The following is a 12919-nucleotide window of genomic DNA, read 5'->3' on the forward strand; positions in this document are numbered from 1 at the left end:
CTAGTCATACCCGAAAGCATTACTTCAATGTGACACGTGCAAACTTACGCTTACCCACCTGATAGACCGCAGTACCCGCTGCAGGTACCAGCTTAGTATCTTCGATTTTATCACCATCGATTTTAGCCGCACCCTGACGGATCATACGCATAGCATCAGAGGTTGAGTTAACCAAACCCGCATCTTTCAGCAAGTTACCAATCGCGATACCGGCTTCGAATTCAAATTCTGGCATCTCGTCTGGCATCGCGCCTTTCTGGAAGCGATTGATGAACTCCTGCTCGGCCGCATCAGCATCCGCTTCAGAATGGAAACGTGCAATGATTTCTTTCGCAAGGCGGATTTTGATATCGCGCGGGTTCTGACCGTTCGCCATATCAACTTTGAACTGCTCGATTTCTTCGATCGGACGGAAAGAAAGCAGCTCGTAGTAATTCCACATCAGATCATCAGAGATAGACATGATCTTACCGAACATCTCGCTTGGCACATCAGCAATACCAATGTAGTTATTAGCTGATTTAGACATCTTCTTCTCGCCGTCTAGGCCAACAAGAAGAGGCAGGGTCAGGACAACCTGAGGCTTCTGGCCATGGGCTCTCTGCAATTCACGGCCCATCAGCAGATTGAATTTCTGATCGGTGCCGCCAAGCTCTACGTCCGTTTCCATGGCGACCGAATCGTAACCCTGCAGCAGCGGATACATGAACTCGTGGATCGCAATCGGACGGCCTTCGTTGTAACGCTTTTTAAAATCGTCACGCTCAAGCATACGAGCAACCGTCTGGTTGGCTGCAAGGCGGATTAACCCCTCAGCACCCAGATCAGATAGCCATGAAGAGTTAAACTCGATTTTGGTTTTAGCCGGATCAAGAATTTTGAAAACCTGCTCTTTATAGGTTTCAGCATTCGCCAGCACGTCTTCGCGCGTTAGCGGCGGACGCGTCGTATTTTTACCCGTAGGATCACCAACCATTCCGGTAAAGTCACCGATCAGGAAAGTGACGTCATGGCCGAGTTCCTGGAAAGTACGCAGCTTGTTAAGAATGACGGTGTGACCTAAGTGAATATCAGGAGCGGTTGGATCGGCACCTAATTTAATACGTAAAGGACGGTTTTCTTTTAATTTGGCAATCAGCTCTTCTTCTGGAATCAGCTCATCAACACCACGCTTAATTTCAGCTAAAGCTTGTTCAATGCTGGCCATTCTTGTTCGCTCCCACAGAATTGGCAAAAAAGTAATAATCAACCATCTTACTTGAATAGAGATGTTTTTTGAAACCAGTTAGACTAGGCACTGTCTTATTTTTTTCTTTTGCGCTTAAATTACTTTACCAATGTTACTATCGAAACTTGCCCGACTGCCTAGGATGCATCAAATCCTCATCACTTTCCTCAGTGCCTTTGTGGTACTGCTGCTCCTTATTCCGGGTCCAGAAAAAGTCGCCCAGACGGAACGTAAGTTTGAAATTGGTAAAGCCTACTCGCTTGATCTCAGCCTTGATTCCCATCAGCTTAAACCCGCAATAGAAGACGAAGAGCCGCAATATCCGGCGTTAAGGTGGAAAAACCACCAAGTACAGTCCGGCGAAAGCCTGGCTGTGGTATTTGATAAAGTCGGGTTAAGCCCAGGAACGCTTTATCGTTTAGTAAATGCCGATGACGGTACCAAAAGCCTGACGTCATTACGTCCGGGCGATACCCTAAAATTTGGCTTTGATGATAAGAATGACCTGATTCAGCTAATCCAACCGAAAAATGCCACCCAAACCCTTGTCATCACTCGGGCGGGTGACACCTTCCATTCCAAGGAAGAAAAGAAAAAGATCGACACCCAATTCAACTTTGCCCAGGCGACGATCACTTCGAGCTTCTGGAATGCCGCTGATAAAGCCGGTTTAACCGCCAACCAGATCATGGAAATTGCCGGTATCTTTGGCTGGGATATCGACTTTGCCCTTGATATCCGTGAAGGTGACAATTTCTCGGTGCTATTTGAAGAGCACTTTGTCGAAGGCGATCCCATTGGCCGTGGCAATATCCTGGCTGCCACTTTTACCAACCTCGGGCAAACCTTTACTGCAGTACGTAGCGAAGACGGCAAATATTACGATCAAAATGGCAATGCCATGCGTAAAGCATTCCTCCGTTCACCGATTAATTTCCGTTATGTGAGCTCAAACTTCAATCCCCGCCGCCTGCACCCTGTGACAGGTCAGGTAAAAGCCCACCGAGGCACCGATTATGTCGCCCCTGTGGGTACCCCGATCTGGGCGGCAGGCGATGGCGTGGTGTTGAAATCGGGTTACAACAAGTTCAATGGTAACTATGTATTTATTCGCCATAGCTCTACTTACATCACGAAGTACCTGCACATGACGAAGCGAAAAGTGAAAACCGGAGAGCGGGTTAAACAAGGACAGCTGGTAGGGACATTAGGTGGAACTGGCCGCGTTACCGGCCCTCACCTGCACTATGAATTTCTGGTCAACGGCGTTCACAAGAATCCCCGTACAGTGAAATTACCACAAGCAGAGTCGCTGCGAGGCAAAGAGAAAACCGCCTTCCAGAAGCATGCCCGTAAGCGGTTAAGCCAGCTGACTCAATTTAGCCAGCTGCTGGCTGACAACAGTCCGTTAATTGCCAACCGGGGCTAGCGCGCTCTGGTTGGCCAATAGCCCTAGTTAGCTAAACAGAACAATAAAAAAGCCGCCACATTGTGACGGCTTTTCTTTTACCGATTCGATACTTAATCGCGGGTATCCCCGGTAACTTTCTATACGCTGAATGATGCTCCGCAACCACAAGTCGTTGTTGCATTAGGATTATTCACGAAGAAACGAGAACCTTCCAACCCTTCGGTATAATCAACAACACCACCGATCAGGTACTGCAGGCTCATGGGATCAACCACCAGAGTCACCCCGCTATTCTCGATAGTCATATCGCCGTCATTCACTTTTTCATCAAAAGTAAAGCCATACTGGAAACCACTGCAACCACCACCGGTGATATACACGCGTAGTTTCAGGTTCGGGTTTTCTTCCTCGGCGATTAGCGCTTTCACTTTATTCGCAGCAACATCAGAAAACGTCAGTGGCAAATTGGCATCGCTCATTAAAAACCTCTCAAACACATGCGGTAATTAATGTGATTATCTAATACCTGACTATCTCGTTCAAGTATTCACCACATCAGATCGGTTATCTTGCCGTAATTTTTCTTTCTTTATCGTGCGAAGCAGCAATTGTGAATAAATTGGCTGACCGCCTAGCACCTGTGCCAACATGGTGGCACCCAAAGTCGTGATAATCAATGGTAAGATCAGATCATAATTATTGGTCATCTCAATAACCAGCAAAATACCGGTGATCGGTGCCCGTACTGTTGCAGCAAATAATGCCCCCATCCCGGCAATCGCAAACATACCCGGCTCCAATCCCAAGTCCGGAAACATCAGCTGAGCGACAGAACCAAAAAAAGTGCCAAACAAGGTGCCCAATGCCAGCATCGGAGCAAAAATACCACCGGGCGCTCCCGAGCCAAAGCACAATAAGGTCGTTGCCACCCGTGCTAAGAATAGGATCAGCAACAGGCTGATACTGTAATCACCATTGGTCGCATTGGGAATAATGGCAATCCCGCCCCCCGTCAATTCTGGCAGATACAATAATATCAGACCAAAACAACCGCCCAGCAAGGTTCCGGTGATCAGATAACGCTTACGGTCATTGCGGTGAATGCGAACAAAAAGATCTTGCGACAACGTGATCAGGCGATTAAAAATCACCCCAAACACACCAAAAAACATCCCCAGCAATAAAAATAACCACAGCGCTTTCAGCATGGGGGCGTCATATTGCGGCATCGTGATCACCGCATGCTGCCCCTTAATACTGCGAAAAACAATATTCGCAACGATTGCCGAAATAATGACACATTTAATGGAGATCAAGCTGTAACGAAATTGCGGTCGCATTTCCTCGACCACAAACATAATGCCGGCCAACGGGGCATTAAAAGCAGCGGCTAAACCACCGGCAGCACCAGAAGCCAACAAAGCATGGCGGCCTTCCTTATCTTTCAAGCGAAAGATATCAGACACCATACGGCCAAGATTTCCGCCCATCTGCACCGTCGGCCCTTCACGCCCCAATACCATTCCGGATCCCAAGGCCCCCAGTCCACCGATAAATTTGACCGGTAATACCCGCCACCAGCGAACCGGACGCATATCATCCATCGCCCCTTCGATTTCAGGGATCCCCGATCCTGCAGCTTCCGGGGCAAAACGATGAACCAAAAAATACCCCACCAGTGCCAGCCCAGCACTGATCATAAAAGCCACCAACCACAAGGGAAAAACACTGCTGATCACATCACGCAGCCACTCGGTGCGCTGCTCCGAAACCCAATGCACGCCGATCTCGAACAAGGTCGCAAGCAATCCGGCTAACAGCCCTACCAACGCGGCAAGAAAAAGAACAGAAACGGGGGTTTTATCGCGAGAGAGAAATCTCCGAACCAGTCCACTAGGTTGCAGGCGTTCAGGCGCAGGAGTGCCTCGGGTGTTATCAGTCATTAGTCAGCCGTATCTTAGAGTAGATTGCTCCGGAAGGAGCAGACAGGAAGGACGAAAATCGTCCGCAACAAGAGTAGCCGAGTGAGCCCTCTTTTTACAGCATCAATGTTGAAAACTAGCTTTCCATCTGTGACCGAAGTAACGAAAATCAAACTCGCCAAGCTCCCGATATATTAGGTACAATCGCCGGATAAACTAGAAAATAGGACATCACAATGAGCAAATCAGCTGATTTATTTGCTAAAGCACAAAAAACGATCCCAGGTGGTGTTAACTCACCAGTTCGCGCCTTTGCCGGTGTTGGCGGCAGCCCGCTGTTCATCGAGCGAGCAGACGGCGCATATATTTTTGATGCTGATGGTAAAGCGTATATCGACTACGTAGGCTCTTGGGGTCCGATGATTCTGGGTCATAACCATGTCGCTGTCCGTGATGCGGTCATCAACGCAGCACAGCAAGGCCTGAGTTTTGGTGCGCCGACCGAAATGGAAATCACCATGGCTGAACTGGTTTCTAAGCTTGTGCCTTCCATGGAGCAAGTCCGTATGGTGAGCTCTGGAACGGAAGCCACCATGAGTGCTATCCGCCTCGCTCGTGGCTATACCAACCGTGACAAAATCATCAAATTTGAAGGCTGTTACCATGGCCATGCTGACTGCCTGCTGGTGAAAGCCGGTTCTGGTGCCCTTACCCTAGGCCAGCCAAGCTCTCCGGGCGTACCGGCTGATTTTGCTAAACATACGCTGACTTGTACTTATAACGACCTTGATTCTGTACGTGAAGCGTTTGCTGAGCACCCTGATCAAGTTGCTTGTATCATTGTGGAACCTGTCGCTGGCAACATGAACTGTATTCCACCCGTTCCGGGCTTCCTTGAAGGATTGCGTGAAATTTGCGATCAGTTTGGCGCACTCTTAATTCTTGATGAGGTAATGACAGGCTTCCGTGTATCTGAAGGTGGTGCTCAGGGCTATTACAACGTCAAGCCGGATCTGACGACACTCGGTAAAATCATCGGTGGTGGCATGCCAGTCGGTGCATTTGGTGGCCGTAAAGACGTCATGCAGTATATTGCGCCAACCGGCCCGGTTTATCAGGCGGGTACCTTATCGGGCAACCCGGTAGCCATGGCTGCAGGTCATGCCTGCCTGACTGTTTTAACCCAAGAAGGCAATGAGAAGCGTCTGGCGAATACCACTAAGCGTCTGGCCGAAGGCTTTAAAGCGCTGGCTGACAAGTATGGTATTCCACTGGCCATCAACCAGGTTGGCGGCATGTTCGGTTTCTTCTTTACCGATCAAGAGCAAGTCACCAGCTATGCTGACGTGACCAAATGCGACATTGAACGCTTCAAGCGCTTCTTTAACCTGATGCTGAAAAATGGTGTCTACCTGGCACCATCAGCCTATGAAGCCTGCTTTACCTCGCTGGCCCATGGCGAAAAAGAAATTGAAGCGACACTCGGTGCCGCAGAGATGGCTTTTGCTACTCTGGCAAAAGAAGCCCAAGCTTAATTCGCTATTTTGACAGCGACCCGCAATAACTAACAACGCCACTCACAGAGTGGCGTTGTTATATTGTCATCTCTAAGACGGCCCCGTATCAGCTTTCTGCACCCGCTATTTACTGCCAGAAGTAGATAACAAGCAGACACACCCCAAACACCACCAGACCCGCTAATGGTAACTTGCGTTTTTTCTTGGTGTCACCACCGCAATCACAGCATCCCATCACACCCTACCGAATAAGTTTTTGATTAAAAATATAATTAACAGCGCATTCACATTGCTACCTATGAGGAATAGATGCGATTATATGCCCAGACTACCTCAAGATGCAGAATTCAGCGAGAAGGACAATAAAGTGCCAAAACAGTTTAAAGTAGAACCTAGCCACTGGCTGCTAATGGCTGCACTGGGGCTTGCCGCCTATGCCAGCTACCGACTGGTAGAACCCTATCTTGGCCCGATTGTCATGGCGTTTATTATCTCTTTGCTCTATTCCCCCCTGCACACCAGAATAGAAGCCAAGATGCCCAAGAAGCCAAACAGTGCCGCAATGATTTCCTGCACCCTGCTGACCTTTATCATTGTGATCCCGCTGCTGATCGTATTTTCCTCCATTGTGCATCAGGGCACCACCTTCTCAAAAGAAAGCTATACTTGGCTATCCGAAGGGGGCGCCAAAGAACTACTTGCCCACCCATACGCCCAAAAAGCACTTTTATTAATCGATAAATTGTCACCGTTTGAAGGCATTGATGCCCAGGCGATCCTTCAGAAAATTGCCTTGGCGGCATCTAAATTCGGTTCACAACTACTCAATATCAGCGCAAAGATCCTTGGGGATGCTACCAATTTTGTGATCAATTTTATGCTGATGCTGTTTGTGCTGTTTTTCTTATTACGCGATCACGGCAAGATGGTTAAGGCCTTACGCCACGTTCTGCCGCTGTCCCGCAGCCAGGAAGATGCGCTGCTGACCGAAGTTGAGCAAGTCGCAAAATCAGCCGTACTCGGATCCTTTCTGACCGCATTAGCCCAGGGCTTTGCCGGTGGTTTTGCCATGTGGCTGACAGGTTTTCCTGGGCTATTCTGGGGGTCGATGATGGCCTTCGCCTCCTTCATTCCGGTATTTGGTACCGCGCTGATCTGGCTTCCCGCTGCCATCTACCTGCTCCTGATCAATCAATGGGAATGGGCACTGTTCCTCTGTGGCTGGGGGATCATAGTCGTGGGCTCCATCGATAATATTTTGCGGCCATTATTAATGCAGGGTAACTCAGGAATGAATACCTTGCTGATCTTCTTCTCGATCTTAGGAGGACTGCACTTATTCGGCTTGATTGGTTTAATTTACGGCCCAATTATTTTCTCGGTCACCTTAGTGCTATTTAAACTTTATGAGATTGAATTTAAAGAATTTCTTGATAATCAAGACCAAAGTTAATAACCACTAGTGTCAGTTAAGCCTCGGTCACCGCGAGTATCACTTCAATTCTCGCAGCCAGGCAGTACGCCCTTACTTATAGCGCCACACTTATCGTGTGGCGCCTATCAGCTTTCCATACTCAGTGTTTTATGGAACAATTCGCGCCCTTAACCTAGTTATGTTTTATTGAGGCCATCTATGTCTTATACCGCCGCGAGCCAGGTCGTTGCCCGCCAGTTAGCGTTTTTTGAAGATCGAAAGGTACTTGTCGTCGGCGAGTTAAGCGATGCATTTCCGCTTGAACTAACCAATGTCGCTAAGTCTGTTGCGATCTTTACCACTAACTATGGCTACTACCGCTCGATGAGCCACCACGCTCAGCTTGAATGTCACTTCGGCGCTCAGCTGGAGGCCTCATTAGACATCGATATGGTCTTAATTTACTGGCCGAAAGCAAAAGCTGAAGCTGACTATCTACTGTCGATGGTACTGGCAAAGTTTGGCCCTGACACTGAAGTCTGCATTGTCGGCGAGAACCGCAGCGGGGTTCGCAGTGCAGAAAAAATGTTTCAGTCATATGGACCGTTAACCAAGTATGATACCGCTCGTCGTTGTAGCTTTTACTGGGGGCGCTGTGATAACGAAGCACAGCCATTTGACATCAACCAATGGTTCCGCAGCTATCCCATCAACGTTGCAGGTGTCGAGTTAACCGTTCGTTCACTACCAGGTGTATTCAGCCACGGTGAATTCGATAAAGGCTCTGAACTGTTATTAAATACGTTACCGTCACTACGCGGCAGAGTGCTCGATTTCGGCTGTGGTGCCGGGGTGATCGGCGCTGTAATGAAAGCGAAGAATCCGCGTATCGAGTTAGAGCTGTGTGACATCAGTGCGCTGGCTCTCGCCTCGGCCAAAGAGACGTTTGAGGTCAACAACCTTACGGCAACCTTTACCGCGACAGATGTCTATTCAGCACTGGAAGGACGGTATAACTATTTAATCAGTAACCCTCCGTTTCACGCTGGTTTAAAAACCTTCTACCGCGCCACCGAAGACTTTATCGCTCACGCGCCAAACCATCTGGCTGAGGGTGGTAAACTCATAATTGTTGCCAACAGCTTCCTGCGATACCCGCCACTGATTGAACAGAGCCTGGGACAATGCGAGATCAGCGCTAAAACAAATAAATTCAATATTTATTCCTCCACAAAATAACTATCACTGCAGCAGGCTGCCTCCCACCCAGCCTGCCCGTTATCGGACTTTTTTGGCCCCATTGCTCCGTCAACATTGTCAATTCTGTGTATCAGTACACGCTTCCCTTCCAACTTACTTGATTGCAAAAAAAAACTCCGTATAAAGAGTTATACGCAAAAAATAAAATCAACAATACGCACAATACGCACAAAACGTCAAAACACATCCATCACCATGACCCAGGCATTGTTAAAAATAGATGGCCGACTTCACTCGAATTCAAATACGTTAAATTCAGGCACAGGAATGCAGAATACCAAACTATTCAAACGTCTACAGCATACTTTGATGCTGGCTTTTTTAGTGCTCAGCATAACCCCACTGACGCTATCAGCTTTCTTTTTCCTCAACTCTCACTCTAACGATCTGGCCGAGCAGAGCACCAACCATCTGGCGTCTCTGCTCGATAACAAGAAAAAACAACTCAACAGTTTTTTTGCGGCAAAAGAATCTGAAGTGCAGAGTTTTGCCCGTTCTGAACTGTCAAATGCCAGTGGCGGCCGTTTTTATGGCCTGGTGGGTGCCTTTAATCAGTTAGGAGATATAGCGGCACTCACAAAAAACATCAGCAACAGCCGCTATTATACCGAAACCCTCTCGGAAAAATCGACGAACAACCTTAATACAAGCTCAGCCAATTATGTTGGTCACGAACGTTACCGACTGATGTATAAACGTTACAACAGGGTTTATCAGGAGTACCTGAAGCGCTCTGACTTCAGTGATATTATGCTGGTTGATATCAACGGAAATATTGTTTACTCCGTTTATAACCCTGATAAGTTCGGCCTTAATCTGCTCTCGGATGAATCCCATTTCGATGCATTAACCCAGACCTTTGCCGCCATTGCTGAAAAGACCCAAAAGTATCAGGCCGAGCCGGATCAAGTGCCCGTCGTATTTACTGATTTCAGCCAGCGCCCTGATGGCACCGAAACCATCGCGTGGTTTGCCGCTCCAATCATTCAGCAAGGTTATTTACACAGCTACGTATTTTTTGAATTAAGCAATCAGGCGATCAGCGAACTGATTAATGATCGTGACAGTAGCAACAACTTCGCCCAGACCCTATTAGTCGGCCCGGATCATCAACTGCGGATCCCGCCCGGTCAAAACATACCGGGAAAGCTGAGCAGCCAAAGCATAGAAGCCGCACTGACCGGTAATACCGGAGTAGGTCGTTTTACCAATTTCAATCAAGTACCTGTACTCAGCGCTTTCTCACCGGTAAATGTTCTGGGTTACCCCTGGGCCTTGGTGATTGAACTGCCGGAAGAAGAAGCTTTTGCGCGAATTCGCCAAGTGGAAAAAATCTTTTTCGCCGCCATGCTAACCGCCATCGTGTTCGTCATTATCATTTCGCACTGGCTGTCAAATTCTATCACCGCGCCCTTACTGCGCCTGACCTGGGCTGCAGAACGGGTATCAGCCGGCGACTTAGAGCAGAAGATTGAAAGTACCGAGCGTCGTGATGAAATCGGTCGCCTGGCGGTCAGTTTTGCCCGAATGCAGCGTTCAGTCAGGGAGAAAATTACCCTGATCCGTGAGCAAAATAACGAATTGGAACAGAACCTGACCGTTATTCAGCAACAAAATGAAGACTTGCAGATCGCCGATAAACTAAAGGATGAATTTCTGGCCACCACATCACATGAATTACGCACCCCGCTTCATGGCATGGTAGGCATTGCCGAATCACTGTTGGCTGGCGTTAATGGCCCGGTACAAATTTCACAACGCCGTCAACTGGAAATGCTGATCAACAGCGGACAACGCCTGACGGATCTGGTTGATGATCTGCTTGATTACCACAAAATGCGCTACGGCGATCTTGATATCGAGAAGCATCCCGTCGATCTGGCATCTGCGATCCGGTTAGTCCTGGAGTTATCAAGCCATCTGCTGGGCAGTAAGCCAATCCGTATTATCAATCAGATCCCCGATGATCTCCCCCCCGTCATGGCCGATGAACAGCGCTTAGAACAAGTGTTGTACAACTTGGTCGGCAATGCCATCAAATACACATCGGAAGGAAAAATCGTCCTCTCGGCAACAGTGCTGGAAAATCAAATTCGTATTCAGGTCGTCGACACCGGTCAGGGGATCCCAGCTGAGCAGCTGGAACATATTTTTGAACCGCTAATTCAGGCGAACACAAGCTCCTCCAACTATCGCCAGGGTGCCGGGCTCGGACTGTCAATCAGCCGCCAGCTCATTGAGCTAATGGGGGGAAGGCTCTATGTCAGCAGCCAGCCGATGGTTGGCGCAACATTTAGCTTTACGCTAAACCAGGCCTCAAAAGACGAGATTGCCAGTAACAAGCCGACTCTGCGCAATAGTCACTTTCAGGTATCTTCACTCAATACCGCCAGCTGTGAAACGGAGAGTCTGCCGGAAAATCCTGATGGCGAGCTGCTGCTTATCGTCGATGACGAACCCGTGAACCGGCAAGTGCTCAATAATTTCTTACGGCTGGAAGGTTATCGGGTACTCACGGCAGAAAACGGCCCTCAGGCACTTAAATTGCTTGAACAACACCAACCCGCATTGATGCTACTCGATGTCATGATGCCGGAAATGAGTGGCTATGAGGTTTGTCTGACCTTACGCAAACAGCATTCACGACTTGAGCTGCCTGTCATCATGCTGTCAGCATTGGGCCAGGTCCAAGATCGGATCAAAGGATTTGAATGCGGTGCGAATGATTACCTGACAAAGCCATTCAACAAAGAAGAATTGATCGCCCGCATCGGTGCTCATCTTCAGGCTGGCCAGACAGAGATCCAACGCCAGAAGAATCAGGCTCTGCAACAGGAAATCCAACGCCGGGAGCTAATCGAAGAGGGGTTATTAGAAACCCAGAGCCGACTGCTCGGCCTGATGGAGTCGACCAATGAAGCGATCCTGTGCGTCCAGAATGAAGGCCGGATCCGCTACGCCAACAATGCAGCGGGAAAGCTGTTTAAACGCGCCCCAGAGCAGCTGGAACGACACAATATCGATGATCTTCTGCTTACCCATTTGCCAGATGATATCAGTAACAGTCATCACTTTAACGGCAGCCTGACCTATCGGATAGGTGATGAACTGAAGCCACTAGAGACGAATGTGATCAATCTACCGGAAGAATCGGGACTTAAACGGATGTTTGTCTTTGATATTGAAGGACCTTCCGTACAGCATCGCATCAACATGTTAGAAAGTGCTATTGAGGTACTGTCAGGTTTTGCATTCGATGGTGATAAAAATAACCTCCAGCAGTTACGAGAACTCGGGGGAGAATTCACTCGTCTTGCCGATAAGCTGGGTGACAATGGAAAAAATAAGACCGACATGGTTCGACAACTGCTGGTCGATGTCATGAAAGCAACACTAAAATATTGGGAAACATCTGCCAAGAAGACTAAATTTGAACTGGCCGAGGAAAGCGGTTTATGGCGGGTCTATTTAGACCGCAGTACCCTGCAAACACGTACACTCGATAAGTATCTTCATCTCGAAACGCTACCGAAAACGCCTCGCTGGCGCACTGTCATCAATACTATCGATTTTGTGTTAGATCGTTGTAATGAAGCCTCATCTGAACGTCATGACGTCAAAGCCATGCGGGACAAGCTGCAGCATATAATCAGTTAAGATTCCCAAGCGACTAAAGATAATGCCGACATAACGAAGCCCGCTGATGCGGGCTTTTCTTTATTTATCATTTCCGCCCCCAGATCTTGCTGTTATATCCGTAGTGAAAAGCGTGAATGCCATCACGCTAAAAATATAGATTCACCAACCAAAAAAAGGGGTAAAACTGCTATCACACACTCAGATTCACCACAATTGTTGGCATCAAATCGTTCACAATACGACCAGCACAAAGATATTTCAGTTTATGAGAAGCAACTCACAACAAACGACGAGGGAAAAATTCACGACAGGAATTAACTTCAAAATGCTTATTGCGTTACATCACAATATAAAGAAGCAACCAATAAGGTATTGAAAAAGAATAAAATAAACAATAGTAAACACTCACACACCATGTGAAACGTGGTTTCTGATATGTGAGCATGGACGCAAAACCATGCCTGACGTAAGTTATCAATTAATTGGAAATTAACGTTTTTGACAGCAAGTCCGCATCTTTTAACGTTT

8 protein-coding genes are annotated in these 12919 nt (G+C 48.0%); 5 read left to right on the plus strand and 3 right to left on the minus strand.

What is annotated here, in order from left to right; translation table 11 throughout:
• Positions 1-19: 19 nt before the first annotated feature.
• The gene (tyrS, locus tag C9I89_RS14855) at positions 20-1207 is read right to left on the minus strand and encodes a tyrosine--tRNA ligase (RefSeq protein ID WP_107284121.1); all 1188 of its coding nucleotides are present in this window, start codon (positions 1205-1207) and stop codon (positions 20-22) included.
• A 130-nt stretch (positions 1208-1337) separates the two neighbouring features.
• On the opposite strand from tyrS, the gene shyC reads away from it, so the two are divergent.
• Positions 1338-2657 (plus strand): peptidoglycan DD-endopeptidase ShyC, encoded by a 1320-nt coding sequence (gene shyC, locus C9I89_RS14860; protein WP_107284122.1) that lies wholly within the window; start codon positions 1338-1340, stop codon positions 2655-2657.
• A gap of 119 nt (positions 2658-2776) precedes the next feature.
• Here shyC and erpA read toward each other — a convergent pair whose 3' ends face one another.
• Together erpA and clcA are read right to left on the minus strand one after the other, a co-directional pair.
• Positions 2777-3118, minus strand: a complete 342-nt coding sequence (gene erpA, locus C9I89_RS14865) for an iron-sulfur cluster insertion protein ErpA (protein ID WP_107284123.1) — start codon at positions 3116-3118, stop codon at positions 2777-2779.
• A 60-nt stretch (positions 3119-3178) separates the two neighbouring features.
• Positions 3179-4582, minus strand: a complete 1404-nt coding sequence (clcA, locus tag C9I89_RS14870) for a H(+)/Cl(-) exchange transporter ClcA (protein ID WP_107284124.1) — start codon at positions 4580-4582, stop codon at positions 3179-3181.
• A gap of 215 nt (positions 4583-4797) precedes the next feature.
• Here clcA and hemL point away from each other — a divergent pair, with 215 nt between their 5' ends.
• The 4 genes from hemL to C9I89_RS14890 all read left to right on the plus strand — a co-directional run bounded on the left by hemL (position 4798) and on the right by C9I89_RS14890 (position 12409).
• Positions 4798-6096 (plus strand): glutamate-1-semialdehyde 2,1-aminomutase, encoded by a 1299-nt coding sequence (hemL, locus tag C9I89_RS14875; protein WP_107284125.1) that lies wholly within the window; start codon positions 4798-4800, stop codon positions 6094-6096.
• Between the two features lie 349 nt (positions 6097-6445).
• The gene (locus tag C9I89_RS14880) at positions 6446-7531 is read left to right on the plus strand and encodes an AI-2E family transporter (protein ID WP_107284143.1); all 1086 of its coding nucleotides are present in this window, start codon (positions 6446-6448) and stop codon (positions 7529-7531) included.
• 180 nt (positions 7532-7711) lie between these two features.
• Positions 7712-8731 (plus strand): 16S rRNA (guanine(1207)-N(2))-methyltransferase RsmC, encoded by a 1020-nt coding sequence (gene rsmC / locus C9I89_RS14885; RefSeq protein WP_107284126.1) that lies wholly within the window; start codon positions 7712-7714, stop codon positions 8729-8731.
• Positions 8732-9019: 288 nt separating this feature from the next.
• On the plus strand, positions 9020-12409 hold the full coding sequence (locus C9I89_RS14890) for a response regulator (protein WP_170107707.1): 3390 nt from the start codon (positions 9020-9022) through the stop codon (positions 12407-12409).
• Positions 12410-12919 lie beyond the last annotated feature (510 nt).

Source organism: Photobacterium lipolyticum, from assembly GCF_003026475.1.
Classification (GTDB): domain Bacteria; phylum Pseudomonadota; class Gammaproteobacteria; order Enterobacterales; family Vibrionaceae; genus Photobacterium; species Photobacterium lipolyticum.

What these genes read in the sequence shown, in the direction of transcription:
- tyrS (WP_107284121.1), bottom strand. Translation starts at nt 1,207, where the DNA reads ATGGCCAGCATTGAACAAGCTTTAGCTGAAATTAAGCGTGGTGTTGAT.
- shyC (WP_107284122.1), top strand. Translation starts at nt 1,338, where the DNA reads ATGTTACTATCGAAACTTGCCCGACTGCCTAGGATGCATCAAATCCTC.
- erpA (WP_107284123.1), bottom strand. Translation starts at nt 3,118, where the DNA reads ATGAGCGATGCCAATTTGCCACTGACGTTTTCTGATGTTGCTGCGAAT.
- clcA (WP_107284124.1), bottom strand. Translation starts at nt 4,582, where the DNA reads ATGACTGATAACACCCGAGGCACTCCTGCGCCTGAACGCCTGCAACCT.
- hemL (WP_107284125.1), top strand. Translation starts at nt 4,798, where the DNA reads ATGAGCAAATCAGCTGATTTATTTGCTAAAGCACAAAAAACGATCCCA.
- rsmC (WP_107284126.1), top strand. Translation starts at nt 7,712, where the DNA reads ATGTCTTATACCGCCGCGAGCCAGGTCGTTGCCCGCCAGTTAGCGTTT.
- C9I89_RS14890 (WP_170107707.1), top strand. Translation starts at nt 9,020, where the DNA reads ATGCAGAATACCAAACTATTCAAACGTCTACAGCATACTTTGATGCTG.